The following is a 19627-nucleotide window of genomic DNA, read 5'->3' on the forward strand; positions in this document are numbered from 1 at the left end:
GCGTCCTGCGGCGCGCGGGGTTATTGGAGCATATCGACGCCCCAGCGCGAATCGGCCGCGACGCCGCGCGTCGTTGCGGTGCGGCGCGCGGCCGAGTCGGCGCGGCTGCGCGCGTTCACAACGCCCGATGCACCGCCTCGCCGAACAACGCGGTGTGATGGCTGCAATCGTTGAGCCGCACCACTTCGAGCCGGTCCACGTGATCGCCTTCGAGCAGATTGAGCGTGGTCGGCGCCTGCCGGAACGTCCACAACTTCGCCAGCGGGATGCCGAGGATCTTGCACAGCAGCACCCGGTTGACCGCGTCGTGGGCGACCACCAGCAAGGTGTCGTCGTCTTTCAGGCCTTCGCAGGCGCGCGCGAACGCGGGCCAGGCGCGGTCGAGCACGTGCACGATCGATTCGCCGCCGGGCATCAGCACCTCGTGCGGGGTGTCGCGCCAGGCGCGCAGGCGGTCGCCGTCGCGCTCGCGGATTTCGCTGGCGAGCAGGCCTTCCCAGGTGCCGTGGGCGATTTCCATCAGGCCCGGGTCGAGCTTGAGCATCGACGCGCGCTCCTCGCCGAGCGCGAGCTCGGCGGTGCGGCGCGCGCGCGACAGCGGCGAGGCCACCGCGCGGGTGATCGGCACTTCGCGCAGGCGCGCGGCCAACGCGCGCGCCTGGCCTTCGCCGACCGGCGACAGCGCGATGTCTTCCTGTCCCTGGTAGCGGCCTTCGGCGTTCCAGGGGGTTTCTCCGTGACGGGCGAGCAGGATGCGCATGCGCTTACACCTGCGCCAGCGAGAGGATGCCCGGGGTCGCGCGCAGCGCCGCCAGTTGCTCGTCGTTGACCGGACGGTCGACGGTGATCGCCGCGCGCGCCTGGCCGTCGCCGGCCGCACCGAGAGCGAAATTGACGATGTTGACGCCGGCCGCGCCGAGGGTGGAGCCGACCACGCCGATCATGCCGGGGCGGTCCTCGTTGCGCAGCAGCAGCACGTGCGCCTGCGGGTCGAATTCGATCTCCACCCCGTCCAGGCGGACCACGCGCGGGCCGCGATGCAAGGTCGCCTCGATCTCGCGGGTGCGGTTCTCACCGACCACGCGCAGCTTGAGCAGGCGGTCGAACCCATCGCCGTTGCCGCCGAGGGTTTCCGACACGATGAGCCCGCGCGCGGCGGCTTCCTGCAATGCGTTGACCGGGGTGACCCGGCCCGACGCGGTGCCGAGCAACGCTGCTACCAGCAAGCGCGACAACGGCCGCGTGTCGAGCGCTTCGGTGCGCCCGGCGTAGGTGATTTCCAGACGCGTGGGCGCCGGCACCAGGCGCGCGGCGAGGCGGCCCAGCGCCGACATCAGCGGCATCCACGGGCCGACTTCGCGCGCGGCTTCGGCGGTCAGCGGCGGCAGGTTGACGCAGCCGGCGACCGCGCCGGTGGCGACGAAGTCGATGATCTGCCGCGCCAGGATCGTGCTCACCGCCTGCTGCGCTTCGCTGGTGGACGCGCCCAGGTGCGGGGTCAGGATCAGCTTGGGGTTGTCGCGCAGCGGCGAATCGGCCGGCAGCGGTTCGGTGACGAAGGTATCCAGCGCGGCGCCGGCGATATGGCCTTCCTCGACCAGCGCCAGCAGCGCGGCCTCGTCGACCAGGCCGCCGCGCGCGGCGTTGATCAGGTAGGCGCCCTTCTTCATCGAGCGCATGCTCGCTTCCGACAGCAGGTTGGTGGTTTCCTTGGTGCGCGGGATGTGCAGGGTGACGATGTCGGCCCAGGCCAGCAGTTCCTCCAGCGTCTTCAGCGGCACGCTGCCCTTGCCGGCGGCGGACGCGGGCAGGAACGGGTCGTGCGCGGCCACTTCCATGCCGATGCCCTGGGCCTTGCGCGCGACCGTGCCGCCGATCCGGCCCAGGCCGATCACGCCGAGCTTCTTGCCTTCCAGTTCGAAGCCGGTGAGGCCGTTCTTCGGCCATTGCCCGGCCTTCATGCCGGCGTCGGCGCGCGGGATGTGGCGGGCCAGCGCGAACAGCAGCGAGATCGCGTGCTCCGCGGCGGCGAGCGTGTTGCCGTCGGGCGCGTTCATCACCGCGATGCCGCGCTCGGTCGCGGCTTCCACGTCGATGGTGTCGACGCCGGCGCCGGCGCGGCCGATCACGCGCAGTTGCGCGGCGTCGGCCAGCGCCTCGGCCGGCACCTTGGTCGCCGAGCGCACCAGGATCGCGTCGACGCCCTTGAGCGCATCGGCGAGCGCGGCGGGATCCTTGATCGGGTCGGACACCACGACGTCCCAGCCCGCTTCGCGGAACAGGGCCAAACCGTCTTCGTGGATGCCATCGCAGGCCAGTACTTTCATCGCAAGCTCCAGGTCGTGAGGGGATCAGACGAGGAAACGCTTGCGAGCCGGCACTGCGGGAAAGATCGCCTGGGGTGCACCGGGGCCGCGGGCCGTCGAGGGCCGGGAACCGGGACCGCCTGGGGCGGCGCCGCCTGTGGGCGGCTTTCTGACACGGGTCGGGAGACGGGGCCGGCTGGCATGGGAATCCGCGACTGCCCGCGCAGCCTACGGCAGGCCGCGCGCGCATTGCAAGCGGCGCGTGCGCAGTCGGCGACTGGGTCACGAACGCGGCCGCTCGCGCACGAACGGACGGCCGCAACGGCCTGTCGGATTTGCCAGTTCGCGGTGCCTTGTGCGCCCGCGACGGGCGTTCCTAAGCTGCCTGGCGATCGGCCGAAGCACGGCCGCCGCCGCCGGCGCGACCGCCGGAGACCAGGGACACGATCCGGCCAGGGCGAGGCCTCACGCGCACCATTCGCACGCTCCGCCCGGTCCGACATCGCGCCGAGCGCGCGCCATCGCCCCGCTCTCCTGTGTCCGCGCAGACGCACCACGCCGCGACTCGATCCGGCGATCTCATCACGACAAGGAGAGCCACATGAGCAAGAAGAAACTCGTTCTGACCCTCGGCCTGAGCCTGAGTCTGTTCGCCGGCGCGGCCGTGGCGACTTACGTCGGCCCCGGCGAGTACGCGGTTTACTACCGCAACGGCGAAATGGTCGGCGTGGAATCGCGCGACTGCGAGAACAACCTCAGCCAGTGGGGCGAGGTCACCGACGATTACGAAAAGGGTTTCTGGTTCTGCCAGAACTGATCGCAGCGAGCATCGCGGCGGCGCAACGGCGGGGGCGACCCCGCCGTTGCTGTTTTCGCCGCGGATCGATGCGGCCTCGCATTGCGCCGCCCCACAAACCGCTGCGTCGATGCGCAGCGCTGCGCCACCGCATCGGACAACGCCGCAGCTACGACCAATTGGCACTACCCCGTATGACACCCTCGCGCATCGCACGATGCGCGTCACAAACCGAAATTTTGGTGTTAGTTGTCACGTGAGCGAACGGCTCGCGAGGCATAGCTTTGCTGCGCCGGCGCATCGCCGGCACATCGAAGAGAGACTCTCACCATGCGCAAGCATTTCGCTCTGGGGCTGGGCCTGGCGGCGATCGCCGTGGCCGGCGCCGCGATGGCGGCGATCGGCCCGACCGGTCCCGGCCAGATCTACACCTACTACGACGACGCCGGCGCGGTGGTCGGCCAATCGTCGATCCACTGCAACGGCACGCCCGAATCCTGGGGCAAGTTCACCAAGAACTACGGCGTGGGCTACTACCTGTGCGATCCCGAGCCGTGATCGTCGCGGCGCGCGACCGCGCATCCGCAACCGTCGCGACCGCTATCGTCTGAAGCACATCGCAGCACCACCGCACCGCGATCGAACCGACCCACGCAGCGCACGACCCGCTCCGACGAGAGCGACGTCCCGATGCGAGCCGCGCACCGCGCGTCGAAGATCCCGCCACCATTCGCGCCTCGCGCGCGGATGTCCATCTTCCGCACTGCCAATCAGGAGTTCGTCATGCGCAAGTCTTTCGCCCTCGGCCTCGGCCTGACCGCCGCCCTGGTCGCTACCGCCGCCCTCGCCCGCCCGCCGGGCCCGGACGAAATCGGCGAGTTCTACTTCTACTACGACGCCGCCGGCAACGTGGTCGGCCAGGCCGAACTGAGCTGCGCCGGCGTGTACAGCGAGTCGGGCGCGCGCACCGCCAAGTACAGCAGCGGGCATATGACCTGCCCGCCGCCGCGCGATTGATGTCGTTGTCGTGAACCCTCCGCGGCGCAGCGCCACGCGCCGCGGAGTTTTTCGGCGCAGACGCGCCGTTACTTGGCCGACGCCGGCACGCCCATCTCGGCCAGCAACCGCGGCGCCGGGAACGCTTCCTGCATGATCCAGCGGATATAGCGCTGATCGACCGAGATCGTGCGCGTCGCGGCCGGATCGAACAGCCAGCTGGCGCTCACCGATTCCCAGTTGCTGTCGAAGGCGATGCCGGCCAGCTTGCCCTGGCCGTCGAGCACCGGCGAGCCGGAATTGCCGCCGGTGATGTCCAGATCGGACAGGAAGTTGACCGGCACCGATTCCAGGCGCTTGTCGGCCAGCGCGCCGAAGCGCTTGGCCGAGATCGCGCCGAGCAGCGGCTGCGGCGCGGCGAACGGCGCGGCGCCGCTGTGGCGCGCGGCGATTTCCTCGACCCGAGTGAACGGCAATTGGCGCGCGCCGTTGTCCTTGGTATACGCGGTCACCGTGCCGTAGCTCAGGCGCAGCGAGCCGTTGGCGTCGGGATACGCGGCGCGGCCGACGCTTTTGCGGAAATCCGCCAGCGCTTTGAGGTAGAGCGGACGCGCAGCCAAGGTCTCGCCGGCGCGGGTGCGGATTTCCTGTTCCATCTGCAGCAGCGTCGGCATCGCCGCCACCGCGAACGCCAGTGCGCCGTCCTTGAGCGCGTCCTTGCTCTCGAACGAGGCGCGATCGGCGTTGAGCCAACCGGCGCGCTGCTCCACGCCGAGCATGCGCGACTTGCCGACCCGATCGAGCGCGCGCTTGATCGCCTTTTCGTCGTCGCCGTCCAGCCACTGGTCGATCGCGGCGACGCGGTGTTCCTTGCTCAGCTTGACGTATTCGTGCAGCCAGTAATTGAGAATCTGCCGGTCCACGCGCACATCGCTGCGCCGGTCGAACTGCTTGAAGCCGTTTTCGAATACCGTGCGCTCGTTGTCGTGGAAACCGCTCTCGCGCTGCGCGTCGGGCTTGGCCCGCTCGACCGCGCCGCGATAGAGCTGGGCGGCGTTCCACAACGCGCCGGTGGCGGCGAGCTGGCCGAGGATCAGGTCGCGGTCGCGCTCGGCGCGCGCCTGGTTGCCCAACTCGACCAGACGCGCATGCGCGTCCAGCGCCGGCTGCCCGGCCGCGCCCTTGCCGCGCAGCCATTGCAGCAGCTCGTTCTCTTCGTTGCGCTTGAGCTGCGCAGTGCCGGCGCGGCGGAAGCTCTCGATCTGGCTTTCGTAGTTCTTGGCCGCGCCGAGCCAGCCGCGCACGGTGGCCGCGTACTTGGTCTGGGTTTGCGGATTCTTGCGGCTCTCGGCCTCGACCAGCGCGGCCAGGCGCTTGTAGTGCGCGGCCACGGTCGGATAGGTCCACTCGGCGTTGGCCTGGAAATCGTCGGCCATGGCGTAGCGGTTGGTCAGCGACGGGAAGCCGGCGAGCACGACGAAATCGCCCGCGCCCAGCGGCCTGTCGGCGATCTTGAGCCAGCGCTTGGGCTGATACGGAATATTGTCGATCGCATACGGCGCCGGCCGTCCGTCCTTGCCGACGTAGGCGCGGTAGAAGGCGAAATCGCCGGTGTGGCGCGGCCACATCCAGTTGTCGTTCTCGCCGCCGAAGTTGGCGATGCCTTCCGGCGGCGCGTAGACCAGGCGCAGATCGCGGATTTCCAGGCTGCGCTGCAGCTCGAAGCGATTGCCGCCGAAGTAGCTGTACAGCCGGCAACCGTAGCCGGGCGTGCGCTCGCATTCGCCGACCAGCTGCTTTTCCAGCGCGTCCAGCGCGGCCATGCGCGCGGTCGGATCGGCGGCGGCGGCGAGCGCGGACTGCACCTTCGCGGTCACGTCCTGGACCGAGTCGAGCACATAGATGCGCGCGTTCGGCCCGGCCGAGACTTCCTCGTTGTTGGTGCCGGTCTTGAAGCCGTCGCGCAGCAGATTGCGCTGGCCGGTGGAATTGAGCGCGATCGCGCCGAGCGCGCAGTGGTGATTGGTCAGCAGCAAGCCCTTGGACGAGACGAAGCTGGCGGTGCAGCCGCCCAGCGGCACCACCGCGCCGAGCGGGTCGCCCTTGGGATCGGCCCATTGCGCCAGTTGCTTGGGCGTCGCGCGCAGGCCCGATTGCTTGAGCGCCGGCGTCAGCTCGGCCAGTTGCGAGGGCATCCACATGCCTTCCACCGCGCGCGCCGCGCCGTGCCAGGCCAGGCCGCTGAGCAACGTTCCTGTCATCGCCATCGCTCTGGCCAGCACCGCGTATCGCATCAAGACGTCCCGGGTTCGAGGGACGACGAGTCTAGCCTGTGGAAAACTGTGAAGGCCATTGCCAAAAGCGACATCGCTGCGATCGAAGCGCGAATTAACGCTGCGCTAATTTTTCCCGGCGAGAAAACTAAAAATTTCGTTAGCTCGGTTTTGTGGGAGAGGCTCTTGTGGGAGGGGCTTCAGCCCCGATGCTTTTGTTTCAGATCGCAGCGACCGGGCACAAAAGCATCGGGGCTGAAGCCCCTCCCACAAGAGTTTTCTTCGGCCGCGGCCGCAAACGAAAAACGCCGGCCCGAAGGCCGGCGTTTTTCGCACCGCGGCGAACCGCTGCGCTTACTTCTTCTTCGGCGCTACGCCCAGCTCGCTGAGCACCTGCGGCGCCGGATAGACCTCTTGCATGATCCAGCGCATGTAGCGCTGGTCGACCGCGATCATGCGGGTCATGACCGGATCGAACAGCCAGTTCGAGCTCACCGATTCCCAGTTGCCGTCGAAGGCCAGGCCGACCAGCTTGCCCTGGCCGTCAAGCACGGGCGAACCGGAGTTGCCGCCAGTGATGTCCAGGTCGGCGAGGAAGTTGACCGGCACCGTCTTCAGGCGCTTGTCCTCCAGGCCGCCGTAGCGCTTGTCGGCGATCGCCTCCAGCAGCGAATCGGGCGCGTCGAACGGATCGGCGCCGGTGGCCTTGGCCGCAACTTCCTCCAACTTGGTGAACGCCGCCTGCTTGGTGCCGTCGAGCTTGGTGTAGGGCTTGACGTTGCCGAAGGTGATGCGCAGCGTCGAGTTGGCATCCGGATAGACCGACTGCTTCTGGCTCTTGCGGTAGTCGATCACGCCCTGCAGGTACAGCGGCCGCGCGACCGCGCTCTCGCCCGCCGCGGTCTTGGCGTCCTGCTCGATGCGCAGGTTGGCCGGCAGCAGCGCCTGCGCCAGCTGGATCGCCGGGTCGCGGCTCTTGTCCAGGTTGGCGCGGTCGGCGTTGAACAGCGCCATGCGTTCCTTGAGCGAACCCAGCTTGGTCTTGGCCAGCTTGTCGAGCGCGCGCTTGATCGCCTTCTCGTCGTTGCCGCCGAGCCAGCGGTCGAGTTCGGCGACGCGTTCGCCGGCCGGCAGCTTGACGTATTCGCGCAGCCAATAGGCCTGCAGTTCGCGATCCATGCGCGGGTCGTAGCGGCGCTCCATCTGCTCCAGAGTCGCCTTGATCTCGGGCAGATCGCGCTGCTGGTAGCCCTGCTCGCGATCGGCATCGGGCTTGGCGCGCTCGGCGGCGAGGCGGTACAAGCTGGTCGCCGCGCCGATGACGCCGCCGCGGCGCAGCTGGCCGTAGATCAGGTCGCGCTGGCGATGGCTGACGTTGCGCGCCTGCAGTTCCTCCAGCTTGGCGTGCGCGTCCAGCGCCGGCTTGCCGGCGTCGCCGCGCTTGCGCAGCCAGGCCAGCACGGCGGCTTCGTCGGCGTGCTTGCGCGCGCCGGCGTCGGCGCGCTTGAAGCCTTCCAGCTGGCCGTCGTAGTTCTTCATCGCGTTCTGCCAGCTGCGCACGGTGCTGGCGTACTTCACGCCGATTTCCGGATCCTGCTTGGCGGTGCGCTCGACCAGGGCGACCAGGTTCTTGTAGTGCTGACCGACCACCGGATAGCTCCACTCGCGGGTGGCGTCGAACTCGCTGGCCAGCGCGTAGCGGTTGGTGCGGCCCGGGTAGCCGGCGACCATGACGAAATCGCCCTCGCCCAGCGGCTTGTCGGCGATCTTCAGCCAATGCCGGGGCTGGTAGGGCACGTTGTCCTTGGAATATTCGGCCGGCTTGCCGTCCTTGCCGACATACGCGCGGTAGAACGAGAAATCGCCGGTGTGGCGCGGCCACATCCAGTTGTCGACTTCGCCGCCGTAGTTGCCGATGCTGCTCGGCGGCGCGTAGACCAGGCGCACGTCCTTGATCTCGACGGTGCGGAACAGGCGGTAGGTGATGCCGCCGAAGAAGCTGGAGACCTCGCAGCTATAGCCCGCTTCGGCCTCGCACTGGGCGACCAGGCGCTTGGCCTCGGCCTCGGCGGCCTGGGTGCGCTCGATCGGGCTGGCGCCGCCGTCGATGGCGGCCTTGATCTGCGCGGTCACGTCCTGGATCGAATCCAGCGCGAAGATGCGCGAAGACGGGCCGGCGGACACTTCATCGCCGCGGGTCGGCGCGTTGAAACCCTCGCGCATCAGGTTCTTCTGCGCGGTGGAGTTGAGCTGGATCGCGCCGTAAGCGCAGTGGTGGTTGGTCACCACCAGGCCCTGCGGCGACACGAAGCTGGCGGTGCAGCCGCCCAGCGAGACCACCGCGCCCATCGGGTCGCCGGTGAGGTTGGCCAGTTGCTTGGCGTCGAGCTTGAGGCCGGCCTTCTTCAGCGGCGCGGCGATTTCCGGCAACTGCTGCGGCACCCACATGCCCTCCACCGCCGCGGCCGGGGCCGACAGCCCCATGCCCAGCGTCCCTGCCGCGACAGCGGCGGCCAAAATCGTGTAGCGCATGCGTATACCCCTGCTCAGTACGGAAAAAACGGCTTGGAAGTCTAGCCCGGCGAAGCCGCCCGCGGCCATGGCGCGGGGCGGCGGTCGGCGCAGCGGGCCGGAGCCGCCGCGCCCTGCCCTGTTCATTCTGCCGGCAACTGCATTTCCTTGAGCAGATGCGGCGCCGGATACACCTTGGCCAGCAGCCAGCGCAGATAGCGCATGTCGACGTGGATCGCGCGCTTGTAGCGCGGGTCGAACATCCAGCTGGCGCTGACCGCCTCCCAGTTGCTGTCGAAGTTCAGGCCGATCAGGCGCCCGTCGGCGTCGAGCACGGGCGAGCCGGAATTGCCGCCGGTGGTGTCCAGGTTGGTCAGGAAGTCGACCGTCTGGGTCTTGAGCTCGGGGTCGGCGGTGCTGCCGAAATCGCCCTGGGCGATGGCCTCGCGCAGCGCCTTGGGCGCGTCGAACGGCTTGGCGCCGGTGTGCTTTTCCACGATGCCCTGGACCGTGGTCAGCGGGCGATAACGCACGCCGTCGCGCGGGTCCATCGAACTGACCGCGCCGAAGCTCACCCGCAGGGTCGAGTTGGCGTCCGGGTAGACCGCGCGGCCCTGCGACTTGCGATAGCCGATCAGCGCGCGCATGTAGGCCGGGCGCAGGCGCAGCAGCTCGCCTTCGCGCGTCTTGCCCTCGTCTTCGATCCGCGCGAACGCCGGGCTCAATGCGGCGGCAGCCTTGAGCAGCGAATCATCGGACGCCTGCAAGGTCTTGGCGTCGGCCTTCATCGCCTGCAGGCGCGCGGCTTCCTCGCCGAAACCGGTGTGGGCGTAGACCGCGTCGATGCTGCGCTTGAGCGCGGCCTCGTCCTCGCCGGGGAAGACGCGCTCGATCTCGGCCACGCGCTGGGCGCCCTGCGCGGCGCGCTTGTACTGCACCAGCAGATAGCGCAGCACTTCTTTTTCCACTTCGCTGCGATAGCGCCGCTGCACTTGCTTGAGCCGGCCTTCGATCAGCGCCTCGTCGCGCTGCTGATAGCCGGTTTCGCGCGCGGCGTCGGGCTTGGCGCGCTCCTGCGCCAGCCGCTGCACGGTCAGCGCGGCGTTGAGCAACTGGGTCTGGCTGCGGATCGCGCTCAGCAGCTGGTCGCGCTCGCGCGTGGCCGCGCCGGCGTCGAGGATCTTCTGCGCGGCGTCGATGTCGGCGCGGATCGCGCGCGCGTCTGCCTGCTTGTCCAGCCAGGCCAGCATCGCCTTCTCGTCTTCGCCGCGCACGCGCACCGCGTCGCTGCGGCGCAGGCCGTCGAGCTCGCCCTGGGCGCGCTTGAGCGTGTTCTTGAAGCCTTTCACCTGCGCGGCGTAGCTGACCTGCGCATCGGCCGAACCGGCCGCGGCGGCGTCGATGGTCTTGATCAGATCGCCGTACAGCGCCACCCGCGAAGGCAGCTGCCACTGCACCTGCTGGGCGAATTCGGAGGCCATGCGGTGGCGGAAGGTCACGCCCGGATAGCCGGCGAGCATGGCGTAGTCGCCCTCGCGCACGGGCGCGGTGGCGATCTGCAGATGGCTCGGCGGCTGGTAGGGCACGTTGTCGGGCGAGTAGTCGGCCGGCTTGCCGTCGCGACCGACGTACGCGCGCAGCAAGGTGAAATCGCCGCTGTGGCGCGGCCACACAAAGTTGTCGATCTCCTCGCCGTAATTGCCGATGCTGTCCGGCGGCGCGTAGACCAGGCGGATGTCGCGCAGTTCGAGCTGGCGGATCAGATAGAAATCGCTGCCGTAGTACATGTTGGCGACGCTGCAGCGGTAGCCCGGCTCGCGCTCGCATTCGGCCACCAGCGCCTTGGTCGCGCTGTCTACGGCATCGTAATAGGCGCGGCCGCGCTTGCCGCGCGCGTCCTTGAGCACGCGCTCGGTGACCTTGTCGAAACCGGTGGTCACCAGCACGCGGAAATCCGGATTGGCCGGCAGCTCGGCGGCGCGGTCGGCGGCGACGTAGCCGTCGCGGATCAGGTCGCGCTCGGGCTTGGCGTTGTACTGGATCACCCCGAAGGCGACGTGGTGATTGGTCAGCACCAGGCCTTCGCCGGACACGAACGAACCGGTCGCGCCGCCGACCTTCACCACCGCGTTCATCGGCGCCCGGGTCAGGTCGGCCAGCCCGGCCGGATCGCCCTTGTAGCCGGCCGCGCGCAGCTGGCGGGCGATGTCGGGCAATTGCGAGGGCATCCACATGCCTTCATCGGCCTGGGCGGCGGTGGCGCACAGCGCCAGGGACAGGGCTAACACACGGGGGCGCATGGTGATTCCGTACGACGAGGAAGCCGCGACGATAGGCCAAGCCGCCCGCCACGGGCAAACCCGCCCGGGCGGCCGCGCCGCGACGGGGGCGTATAATTCGGCCTTCACTCCCGCCCGGCCCGGCCGCGGCCCCTAGGTATCGAAATCCCATGACGCAAACGATGAAGGCACTGGTCAAGCGCGAAGCCGGCAAGGGCATCTGGATGGAAGAAGTGCCGGTGCCGAGCCCGGGTCCGAACGAGGTGCTGGTCAAGCTCGAGAAGACCGCCATCTGCGGCACCGACCTGCACATCTACCTGTGGGACGAGTGGAGCCAGCGCACGATCAAGCCCGGCCTGGTGATCGGCCACGAATTCGTCGGCCGCGTCGCCGAGCTCGGCCCCGGCGTGACCGGCTACAAGGTCGGCCAGCGCGTCTCGGCCGAAGGCCACATCGTCTGCGGCCACTGCCGCAACTGCCGCGCCGGCCGCCAGCACCTGTGCCCGAACACCACCGGCATCGGCGTCAACCGCAACGGCGCGTTCGCCGAATACATCGTCATGCCGGCCAGCAACCTGTGGCCGATCCCGGACCAGATCCCCAGCGAGCTGGCCGCGTTCTTCGACCCCTACGGCAACGCCGCGCACTGCGCGCTGGAATTCGACGTGGTCGGCGAGGACGTGCTGATCACCGGCGCCGGCCCGATCGGCATCATCGCCGCCGGCATCTGCAAGCACATCGGCGCGCGCAACGTGGTGGTCACCGACGTCAACGACTTCCGCCTCAAGCTCGCCGCCGACATGGGCGCGACCCGCGTGGTCAACGTCGCCAACCAGTCGCTCAAGGACGTGATGGCCGACCTGCACATGGAAGGCTTCGACGTCGGCTTGGAGATGAGCGGCAACCCGCGCGCGTTCAACGACATGCTCGACTGCATGTACCACGGCGGCAAGATCGCCATGCTCGGCATCATGCCCAAGGGCGCCGGCGCGGACTGGGACAAGATCATCTTCAAGGGCCTGACCCTGCACGGCATCTACGGCCGCAAGATGTACGAGACCTGGTACAAGATGACCCAGCTGGTGCTGTCGGGCTTCCCGCTCGGCAAGGTGCTGACCCACCAGTTGCCGATCGACGAGTTCCAGAAGGGTTTCGACCTGATGGAAGCGGGCAAGGCCGGCAAGGTCGTGCTCAGCTGGAACTGAGCGGCGCGGCGCGCGTGCGCCGAACCCGATGCGCGAACGAAGCGGCCTGCGGGCCGCTTCTTTCGTTTTCGCGCCGCCAGCGCCGCGGCCGGCTGAACGGCAGGCCCGCAGGCGCGATGGACTAGAATGGCGGCTTTCCTCTGTCCGGAAACCGCACCGTGTCCGACGCCTCCCTGACCCGCCACTACGCCGACACCCTCGAAGAAATCCGCGCCGCCGGCCTGTTCAAGTCCGAGCGCATCATCACCAGCCCGCAGTCGGCGCAAATCGAGCTCGCCGACGGGCGTAAGGTGCTGAACTTCTGCGCCAACAACTACCTGGGCCTGGCCGACCATCCGGACATCATCCAGGCGGCCAAGGACGCGCTCGACACCCACGGCTTCGGCATGGCCTCGGTGCGCTTCATCTGCGGCACCCAGGACCTGCACAAGCAGTTGGAAAAGACCATCGCCGATTTCTTCGGCACCGAAGATACGATCCTCTACGCCGCCTGCTTCGACGCCAACGGCGGTTTGTTCGAGCCGCTGCTGGGCGAGAACGATGCGATCATCTCCGACGCGCTCAACCACGCCTCGATCATCGACGGCGTGCGCCTGTGCAAGGCCAAGCGCTTCCGCTACGCCAACTGCGACATGGCCGACCTGGAGAAGCAGCTGCAGGCCGCCGACGCCGCCGGCTGCAAGACCAAGCTGATCACCAGCGACGGCGTGTTCTCGATGGACGGCTTCATCGCCCCGCTCGACGAAATCGTCGCCCTGGCGAAAAAGTACGGCGCGCTCGTGCACATCGACGAATGCCACGCCACCGGCTTCCTCGGCGCGACCGGCCGCGGTTCGGCCGAAGTGAAGGGCGTGCTGGATCAAATCGACATCTTCACCGGCACCCTCGGCAAGGCCATGGGCGGCGCGCTCGGCGGCTTCACCACGGCGAAGAAGGAAGTGATCGAACTGCTGCGCCAGCGCTCGCGTCCGTACCTGTTCTCCAACTCGCTGCCGCCGCACGTGGTGGCCGCGGGGATCAAGGCGTTCGAGATGCTGGCGGCGGCCGGCGAGCTGCGCGACCGGTTGGCGCAGAACACCGCCTACTTCCGCGAGCGCATGACCGCGGCCGGGTTCGACGTGAAGCCGGGCGTGCATCCGATCAGCCCGGTGATGCTGTACGACGCGCCGCTGGCGCAGAAGTTCGCCGAGCGCCTGCTCGAGGAAGGCATCTACGCGATCGGCTTCTTCTTCCCGGTGGTGCCGCAGGGCCAGGCGCGCATCCGCACCCAGATGTCGGCGGCGCATACCCGCGAACACCTGGACCGGGCGATCGACGCCTTCATCAAGATCGGCCGCGAACTGGGCGTGATCAAGGCCTGAGCGCGCGCATGACGGCACGGACGCCGACTGTCGCGACGCGGGCCCGCGCGGCCCGCGTTCGCGCCGGCGCGGAGCGCTGAGTTGCGCTCCGCGCTGCGCCGCCGCCTGCTGCTGGCCGCGCGCACCGACGCGCTGGCCGCGCTCGACGGCGACACCTGGCGCAGCCGCTGCCTGCACTGCCGCCGCGCCCTGGCGCTGCGCGCCGACGGCGAAGCGCTGGGTTCGACCTCGCTGGAACACGTCGTGCCCAGCGCCTGGTTCGGCCGCCGCGCCGCGGCGGAGCTGACCGCACGCGTGGGCAACGACGCCGACGACCCGCGCAACCTCGCCCTCGCCTGCGCGCCGTGCAACCACGGCAAGGGCTGCAGCCACGACGCGCGCGGCCCGGGCGACGAGCGCGCGCGCGAGGTGGTCGCGGCCTTGCTCGATGCGCGCCTGATGCGCTGGCGCGAGCCCGACGCGGGCGATTGAAGCGGATCACGAGCCCCTTGAGAGGGGCCGACTGAAACCCATCCGATTGCGACGGACCGGCCGAACCGGGCCGATCGCATCGACCCGATCCGTCCGAACCGCAGCGGCGCTTATTGCTGCGCCGCGATCATTTCCTGTTCCAGCTGGATCATCCTGGCCGTCAGCAGGCCCAGGCTCTGGTCGGCGAGCACCAGGTCGAGCTGCGAGGTCGGCTGTATGCTCAGGATCATCAGCCGCGTCTGCAGTTGCAGGGTCAGGCTCCTGGCCACGTCGCTGTAGTTCACCGCCTGCTGCTGCGCCGCGCCGTTGAGATACAGGCCGTTGTCGAGCGTGTGCTGGTTGTCGTTGCGCAGCATCACCAGGTGCGAGGACATCAACTGCGCCTGCGTCTTGGCCAACGTGAACGACACCGCGGCGGGCGTGCTCTGCCCCATCTGCAGCTGCATCTTGGCGATGGTGTAGTTCTGCTTGAGCGAGGCGAAGCTCTGCTTGGCGATCGCGAGCCGCTGATCGGCCGCGGCCGGGTCGGCGCTGGCGCCGTGGGCGAACAGCATCAGCAGCGTCAGCGCGACGGCGCGCAGCGCGGCGAACGGCGCGCTCGCGCGGCGGCGGGCGGCGGATAAAGCGATCGTGTGCGACATCGTAGGTTCTCCTGGTCTGGAACGAGCGGGTACACCGCTCGCCTCAGCGCGCGGCATCGATGCGGCCGTGATGATCGAAAGAGCCGGCGCCGGCGGGCCGCAGTCGCCGGCGCCGGACGCGTCAGGCTTGGCTCAAGGCCAGGTCGAGTTCCAACGGCGCGAGCAGCCGGTCGAACTGGGCGCGCTGGGCGTCGATCAATGCGCGCCCGATCGGGCTAGGCTGCAACGTCATCTGCACCAGCGAAGCATCGATGAAATCGGCGCTGTCCTTGACCCGCCCGCATCTCACCCGCGCCCGCTCCAACGCCTGCGCGTCGGTGTACTGCCCCTGCTCGCGCGATTTGCGCACCTCCACCAGCACCTCGGCCAGACTCAGGCTGATCGCGGTGGTATTGGCGCGCGCCAGCGCGAAGCTCGCCACCGCGTCCGCGGTCTGGCCGCTGTCCATATACGCATAGGCCTCCTGCAGATTCGTCTCCAGTGCGGAGCGCTCGTCGCGGACCTGCTGCATCAGCCGCTCGGTCTCGACCGGATCGGCCTGCGCGGCGGTGCAGAACAACAGCGCGGCCATCAGCGCGAACGCGCGCAACGCGGCGATGGGGGCGCCGGCGCGCTGGTACGCGCCCCGGCGAACGGCGAGGGTCGTCTCGAACATGTTCAGTCCTTTGAAGTGGAAACGGTGGCGCGGCGGCCGCTACGGCGAGGCTGTGATGCGGCCCCGCCGCGCGGACGCGCCTCAGGCTTCGGCCATCGCCTGTTCGAGCTCGCGCATGCTCGTGTTGAACAACTCGATATGGATGTTCAGCAGTTGCCGGGTGACAGCCGTCGGCGGCCGCTCCATTTCCAGCGTCAACAGGTAGATCTCGACGGACTGGATCCGCTGCCTGGCTTGATTGCCATGCTGGATCGCGCGCTCCAGCGCCTGCAGGTTGTTGTATTGCCCGGCGTCGCGCGAGGCCAGGTTTTCCTGATGCAGTTGCTTCAGTCTCTGGTTGATCTTGACCGTATCGATCCGGGCCGTGATCAGGGCGACCGCGGCCTGGTTCGGGCTGATATCGAGATACAAGTTCACTTGCTGCATGTGCACGTCGAACACCTGACGGTCGACGTGGATCTTCTGCATGATCTGAGCGGCCACCACCGGGTCGGCCTGGGCGCCGGCGCTGAACAACAGCACCGTCGCCAATGCGGCGGCGCGCAGGCTGGAGATCAGGGGGGCGCCGGCGCGCTTGCGCGGGACGGATGTGGCGAGGGCGGAGGCGATTTGGAACATGAGGTTCTCCTTGAATGTGATGGCTCGATTGCGCAACCGCGGCGAGGCCGCATCACGGCCTCGCCGCCCGGACACGGATCAGGCCTCGCTCATGGCGCGTTCCAGTTCGCGCATCTTCGCCTCGTACAACTGGAACTGCATATCGAGCAGGGTCCGGGTGATCTGCGACGGCGGCCGCTCCATCTGCAGCGTCAGCAGATAGCTTTGGATCATCTGCATGCGCTGGCGGGCGACGGTGCAGTACGAGATCGCGCGCTCCAGCGCCTGCAGATCGGTGTACTGCCCCGCTTCGCGCGAATTGCGCAGTTCGTTGCCGAGCTGGACCATCTTGGCGTTGATGGCGATCGCTTCCGAGTACGCCATCGACAGACTGAACTGCGCCGCCTCGACATTGCCGGCGTTGAGATACATGTTCACGTACACCATGTGCGAATCCAGCACGGCGCGCTGGGTGCGCACCACTTGCATAAGTTGCTCGGCGCGCACCGGATCGGCCTGAACGCCGGCGCTGAACAACAGCGCCGCAGTCAACGCGAACGCACGCAAGGCGGCGAAGAAGGCGCCGGCGCGCTGGCGCGCGGGAACGGCAATCGACATCAGCGACATGGAATTCTCTCCTTGAACGGGGAACGGGGAACGGGGCATGGGTTCGCCTGCGAGCCGATGCCGCAGCGCGCGTCGCGCGGATGCGCGCGCCGCTGCGACGAGCGCGCGCAAGCGAGCACGCGGGCGTAGGCGTGTGTGCGGCCGGGGGGCCGCGAGGGGTCGAGCGAGCTTGTCGTCATCCGGCCTGCGCGCGGGGCGAGGCCCGGGCCGGCGTGGCACCTCCTTGTTTTCGCACCGTCTTCCTGTTCGCGCCGGCGGATCGCACACGCCGGCGCTGACGGCGCCCTGCCTCGACTCTAGCCGCAGGAAGCCGCGGCGACTGGTACTGGAGTCGGATTTCCGAGGCGCTGCACGCGCAATGGCGCGGCGCGAGCGCGAACTGCGTCAAATTTTTCGCAATGGCGTGCGCGCGACGCGCAATGCCGGCGCCCCAGCCTCAGGCTTCAACGCAGCTTGCGCAGATCGTCTTCGTCCAGCACGCGCCACTGGCCCTTGGGCAGCTCGCCCAGCGGCAGCTCGCCGATGGCGACCCGGACCAGCCGCAGCGTTTCCAGCCCGAACGCGGCCAACAGCCGGCGGATCTGCCGGTTGCGTCCCTCGTCGAGCACGATCTCCAGCCACGCGTTCTTCTCGCCGCTGCGCAGCAGCCGCACCGACTTGGCGCGCAGCCGCTCGCCGTCGTCGTCCACGCCCGCTTCCAGCGCGCGCAGCTGCGCCTCGTCGGGAATCGCATCGACCTGGACGCGATAGGTCTTGTCCGGCCCAAGCTCGGGGTCGGTGATGCGCGCGGCCCATTGCGGGTCGTTGCAGAACAGCAGCAGGCCTTCGCTGGCCTTGTCCAGCCGCCCGACCGGCGCCAGCCACGGCAGCGGCGCGCCGTCGAGTTCGGCGCCGTCGAGGCAGCGGTAGACGGTGTCGCGGCCGCGCTCATCAGCGGCGGTGGTGACCAGCCCGCGCGGCTTGTTGAGCATCAGATAGAACCGGCGCGCATCGCCGAGGTCGGCGCCGTCGACGCGGATGCGCTGGCGGCCTTGCACGATCGCGAACTCGGGATCGCGCACGATCCGCCCGTCCACCGACACCCGCCCCTGCGCGATCCAGCGCGCCGCCTCGCTGCGCGAGCACACGCCCTGCTTGGACAGCACGCGGGCGAGGCCGTGACGGGGCGGGGTCTTGTTCAAGGCGGGTCCGGGGATTCCAGGGGCGGCGCAGCGGCCTCGCGCATTATCGCAGTCGTCGCCGCGGTGGTGGCCGGGTTCGTGTGCACGCGCCCGCTACGCGGCTGCCGCAGTTGTGGGAGGGACTTCAGTCCCGACGCTTTTGTTGCGCAACGCCGCGAACCGAGCGGAAAGCGCCCGGGCTGAAACCATTCCCACAAAAAGCCAGGGCCTCTGCCGCGACCGCGATGGCTTGGCGCAGCGATGCTTTTTCGCGGATCGCTGCGAATCGACATGCGCGGCGATCCGACACGAAAGCATCGGGGCTCAAGCCCCGCCCACAGCAGCCAGAAAACGAAACGGCCGCGGGCGAAGCCGCGGCCGTCGTCGTTCGCCGCGGGCGCGGCTTACTTCTTTTTCTTGCCTTCCTCGGCCTTCGGCGGCTCGGCCTCGGCGACCGGCGCGGCAGCCGCGGCGGCGGCGCCCGGCGCGCCCTTGGCCACGCGCACGCCCTTGGCCTTCATCCAGGCGGCGAACTCGTCGGCGGTCATGCGCTTGCCGCCCTGGCTCATGTCGAAGCGCCACGGGGTGTTGTCGAATTCGGTCTGCGGCTTGTAGGCGGCCGGGTCGTTGGCCGAGGGCATGCCGGTCGAGGCCGGCGTGGCCTTGGCCACGGTGCAGGCGTCGAGCTTCATGCGCAGCAACACCTGGTCGACCGACAGCGCTTCGTCCAGCGCTTGCGACAGCACGCCGGTCGGCGCGCCGAGCTGATGCGAGGGCGCGACCAGTTCCGGCGCCACCGGCGCGATCAGGGTCGGCTGCACCGGTTGCGCGCGCGAGGCGGTCAGCGCAGCGCAGTTGGCGGCGCTGGTCTGCGCCTGCGCGGATGCGGCGATCAGGATCAAGGACGTGGCGGCAAGCAGTCGGCGCATAAGAGACTCTCTCCAGGTCGGCGCGGGACGGAACCGGCGCGAAGGCGATGGCTCGCGCGCGCGGTCGTCGGTGCGCGCCAGTGTAGGCGGCCGTGCCGGATCGGACAACCCGCAAAATCAGGCATTTATCGGCTTTTCTTATGAATGGGCCGAACTGCGGGACGCAAGCTCGTGTGGCGGCTTGGATCGCCGTCTGTCGCCGGCGTGAGCGTCGCGATGCGTCGACGAAGCCGCGCGCTCTTGTGGGAGGGGCTTCAGCCCCGAAGCTCTTGTTTCAGATCGCCGCGATCCGAGCCCAAGAGCTCCGCACAAAATCAAAAAAACCGCGATCTGAAACAAGAGCCTCGGGGCTGAAGCCCCTCCCACAAAAGCAGATACCTCTTATCCAAAAACTGCGGCCACAAAAAAGGAAGCCCGGCACGAGGCCGGGCTTCCTGGTCTTGCCACGTGCGCCGCGAACGGCGCGCGCTGCCGCTTAGTTCTGAGCGTTGAGCTCGGTGCGGCGGTTCTTCTCGCTCTTGCAGCCCGGCAGGGTCTGCGGGGTCTGCTCCAGCGGACGGCTCTCGCCGTAGCCGACCGGACCCGCCAGGCGACCGGCGTCGACGCCGTTGCTGGTCAGGAAGTCGTACACGGCCTTGGCGCGGCGCTCGGACAGCTTCTGGTTGTACGCATCCTTACCGCACAGGTCGGTGTGACCGGCGACTTCGACGCGCAGGCTCGGGTTGCGCTTCAGGATCTCGGCGGCCTCGTTGAGGATGGCCACGGCGTCCGGACGCAGGGTCGCCTTGTCGAAATCGAAGTTCACGCCCTTCAGGTCGAT

Annotated in this window: 20 protein-coding genes; 7 read left to right on the forward strand and 13 right to left on the reverse strand. The window is 68.7% G+C overall.

The window, feature by feature from the left end:
- Positions 1 to 115 precede the first annotated feature (115 nt).
- On the reverse strand, positions 116 to 760 hold the full coding sequence (locus BLU84_RS05700; RefSeq protein WP_074863860.1) for a histidine phosphatase family protein: 645 nt from the start codon (positions 758 to 760) through the stop codon (positions 116 to 118).
- A gap of 4 nt (positions 761 to 764) precedes the next feature.
- Positions 765 to 2327, reverse strand: coding sequence for a phosphoglycerate dehydrogenase (gene serA, locus BLU84_RS05705; RefSeq protein WP_074863863.1), 1563 nt, complete (start codon positions 2325 to 2327; stop codon positions 765 to 767).
- 580 nt (positions 2328 to 2907) lie between these two features.
- Here serA and BLU84_RS05710 point away from each other — a divergent pair.
- From BLU84_RS05710 to BLU84_RS05720, 3 genes are all read left to right on the forward strand, one after another.
- The gene (locus tag BLU84_RS05710) at positions 2908 to 3123 is read left to right on the forward strand and encodes a hypothetical protein (RefSeq protein WP_074863868.1); all 216 of its coding nucleotides are present in this window, start codon (positions 2908 to 2910) and stop codon (positions 3121 to 3123) included.
- Between the two features lie 309 nt (positions 3124 to 3432).
- A complete protein-coding gene (locus BLU84_RS05715) occupies positions 3433 to 3660 on the forward strand; it encodes a DUF6289 family protein (protein ID WP_074863871.1) in 228 nt (75 codons plus the stop codon).
- A 225-nt stretch (positions 3661 to 3885) separates the two neighbouring features.
- Positions 3886 to 4119 (forward strand): DUF6289 family protein, encoded by a 234-nt coding sequence (locus BLU84_RS05720; RefSeq protein WP_139174712.1) that lies wholly within the window; start codon positions 3886 to 3888, stop codon positions 4117 to 4119.
- A gap of 68 nt (positions 4120 to 4187) precedes the next feature.
- On the opposite strand, the gene BLU84_RS05725 is transcribed toward BLU84_RS05720, so the two are convergent.
- Positions 4188 to 6299, reverse strand: a complete 2112-nt coding sequence (locus BLU84_RS05725) for a S46 family peptidase (protein WP_170849112.1) — start codon at positions 6297 to 6299, stop codon at positions 4188 to 4190.
- A 260-nt stretch (positions 6300 to 6559) separates the two neighbouring features.
- Between BLU84_RS05725 and BLU84_RS28290 the strand changes: the two genes are divergently transcribed.
- A complete protein-coding gene (locus tag BLU84_RS28290) occupies positions 6560 to 6760 on the forward strand; it encodes a DUF6053 domain-containing protein (RefSeq protein WP_484502532.1) in 201 nt (66 codons plus the stop codon).
- Here BLU84_RS28290 and BLU84_RS05730 read toward each other — a convergent pair.
- Positions 6726 to 8903: a S46 family peptidase gene (locus BLU84_RS05730; protein WP_074863883.1), complete on the reverse strand. Its 2178-nt coding sequence runs from the start codon at positions 8901 to 8903 to the stop codon at positions 6726 to 6728. The genes BLU84_RS28290 and BLU84_RS05730 overlap by 35 nt on opposite strands.
- Before the next feature lie 122 nt (positions 8904 to 9025).
- Positions 9026 to 11182, reverse strand: coding sequence for a S46 family peptidase (locus tag BLU84_RS05735; RefSeq protein WP_074863885.1), 2157 nt, complete (start codon positions 11180 to 11182; stop codon positions 9026 to 9028).
- A 149-nt stretch (positions 11183 to 11331) separates the two neighbouring features.
- Between BLU84_RS05735 and tdh the strand changes: the two genes are divergently transcribed.
- The 3 genes from tdh to BLU84_RS05750 all read left to right on the forward strand — a co-directional run bounded on the left by tdh (position 11332) and on the right by BLU84_RS05750 (position 14198).
- Positions 11332 to 12366 carry an L-threonine 3-dehydrogenase gene (gene tdh / locus BLU84_RS05740; protein ID WP_170849098.1) on the forward strand — a complete coding sequence of 345 codons (1035 nt, stop codon included), beginning with the start codon at positions 11332 to 11334 and terminating at the stop codon, positions 12364 to 12366.
- A gap of 140 nt (positions 12367 to 12506) precedes the next feature.
- Positions 12507 to 13727 carry a glycine C-acetyltransferase gene (kbl, locus tag BLU84_RS05745; protein WP_074863890.1) on the forward strand — a complete coding sequence of 407 codons (1221 nt, stop codon included), beginning with the start codon at positions 12507 to 12509 and terminating at the stop codon, positions 13725 to 13727.
- A gap of 81 nt (positions 13728 to 13808) precedes the next feature.
- A complete protein-coding gene (locus BLU84_RS05750) occupies positions 13809 to 14198 on the forward strand; it encodes an HNH endonuclease (protein ID WP_074863892.1) in 390 nt (129 codons plus the stop codon).
- A gap of 110 nt (positions 14199 to 14308) precedes the next feature.
- On the opposite strand, the gene BLU84_RS05755 is transcribed toward BLU84_RS05750, so the two are convergent.
- The 8 genes from BLU84_RS05755 to BLU84_RS05785 form a co-directional block, all read right to left on the reverse strand.
- On the reverse strand, positions 14309 to 14839 hold the full coding sequence (locus BLU84_RS05755) for a hypothetical protein (RefSeq protein ID WP_074863894.1): 531 nt from the start codon (positions 14837 to 14839) through the stop codon (positions 14309 to 14311).
- A 121-nt stretch (positions 14840 to 14960) separates the two neighbouring features.
- Positions 14961 to 15494, reverse strand: coding sequence for a hypothetical protein (locus tag BLU84_RS05760; protein WP_074863897.1), 534 nt, complete (start codon positions 15492 to 15494; stop codon positions 14961 to 14963).
- Positions 15495 to 15575: 81 nt separating this feature from the next.
- Positions 15576 to 16112, reverse strand: coding sequence for a hypothetical protein (locus tag BLU84_RS05765; protein ID WP_074863900.1), 537 nt, complete (start codon positions 16110 to 16112; stop codon positions 15576 to 15578).
- Between the two features lie 78 nt (positions 16113 to 16190).
- Complete coding sequence (locus BLU84_RS05770) at positions 16191 to 16718, reverse strand: hypothetical protein (protein WP_074863903.1); 528 nt, start codon at positions 16716 to 16718, stop codon at positions 16191 to 16193.
- Positions 16719 to 17161: 443 nt separating this feature from the next.
- Positions 17162 to 17914, reverse strand: a complete 753-nt coding sequence (locus BLU84_RS05775) for a pseudouridine synthase (RefSeq protein WP_074863907.1) — start codon at positions 17912 to 17914, stop codon at positions 17162 to 17164.
- Positions 17915 to 17992: 78 nt separating this feature from the next.
- Complete coding sequence (locus tag BLU84_RS28295) at positions 17993 to 18196, reverse strand: DUF6053 domain-containing protein (RefSeq protein WP_425479328.1); 204 nt, start codon at positions 18194 to 18196, stop codon at positions 17993 to 17995.
- 86 nt (positions 18197 to 18282) lie between these two features.
- On the reverse strand, positions 18283 to 18807 hold the full coding sequence (locus BLU84_RS05780) for a hypothetical protein (protein ID WP_074863910.1): 525 nt from the start codon (positions 18805 to 18807) through the stop codon (positions 18283 to 18285).
- A gap of 475 nt (positions 18808 to 19282) precedes the next feature.
- Positions 19283 to 19627 (reverse strand): OmpA family protein (locus BLU84_RS05785; RefSeq protein WP_139174780.1); only part of this gene is annotated, 345 nt, incomplete at its 5' end.

This window comes from Lysobacter enzymogenes (assembly GCF_900106525.1).
Taxonomy (GTDB): domain Bacteria; phylum Pseudomonadota; class Gammaproteobacteria; order Xanthomonadales; family Xanthomonadaceae; genus Lysobacter; species Lysobacter enzymogenes.

Coding starts and splice junctions, on each gene's coding strand:
- BLU84_RS05700 (WP_074863860.1), bottom strand. CDS start 760: ATGCGCATCCTGCTCGCCCGTCACGGAGAAACCCCCTGGAACGCCGAA.
- serA (WP_074863863.1), bottom strand. CDS start 2,327: ATGAAAGTACTGGCCTGCGATGGCATCCACGAAGACGGTTTGGCCCTG.
- BLU84_RS05710 (WP_074863868.1), top strand. CDS start 2,908: ATGAGCAAGAAGAAACTCGTTCTGACCCTCGGCCTGAGCCTGAGTCTG.
- BLU84_RS05715 (WP_074863871.1), top strand. CDS start 3,433: ATGCGCAAGCATTTCGCTCTGGGGCTGGGCCTGGCGGCGATCGCCGTG.
- BLU84_RS05720 (WP_139174712.1), top strand. CDS start 3,886: ATGCGCAAGTCTTTCGCCCTCGGCCTCGGCCTGACCGCCGCCCTGGTC.
- BLU84_RS05725 (WP_170849112.1), bottom strand. CDS start 6,299: ATGTGGATGCCCTCGCAACTGGCCGAGCTGACGCCGGCGCTCAAGCAA.
- BLU84_RS05730 (WP_074863883.1), bottom strand. CDS start 8,903: ATGCGCTACACGATTTTGGCCGCCGCTGTCGCGGCAGGGACGCTGGGC.
- BLU84_RS05735 (WP_074863885.1), bottom strand. CDS start 11,182: ATGCGCCCCCGTGTGTTAGCCCTGTCCCTGGCGCTGTGCGCCACCGCC.
- tdh (WP_170849098.1), top strand. CDS start 11,332: ATGACGCAAACGATGAAGGCACTGGTCAAGCGCGAAGCCGGCAAGGGC.
- BLU84_RS05755 (WP_074863894.1), bottom strand. CDS start 14,839: ATGTCGCACACGATCGCTTTATCCGCCGCCCGCCGCCGCGCGAGCGCG.
- BLU84_RS05760 (WP_074863897.1), bottom strand. CDS start 15,494: ATGTTCGAGACGACCCTCGCCGTTCGCCGGGGCGCGTACCAGCGCGCC.
- BLU84_RS05765 (WP_074863900.1), bottom strand. CDS start 16,112: ATGTTCCAAATCGCCTCCGCCCTCGCCACATCCGTCCCGCGCAAGCGC.
- BLU84_RS05770 (WP_074863903.1), bottom strand. CDS start 16,718: ATGTCGCTGATGTCGATTGCCGTTCCCGCGCGCCAGCGCGCCGGCGCC.
- BLU84_RS28295 (WP_425479328.1), bottom strand. CDS start 18,196: ATGCTTTCGTGTCGGATCGCCGCGCATGTCGATTCGCAGCGATCCGCG.
- BLU84_RS05780 (WP_074863910.1), bottom strand. CDS start 18,807: ATGCGCCGACTGCTTGCCGCCACGTCCTTGATCCTGATCGCCGCATCC.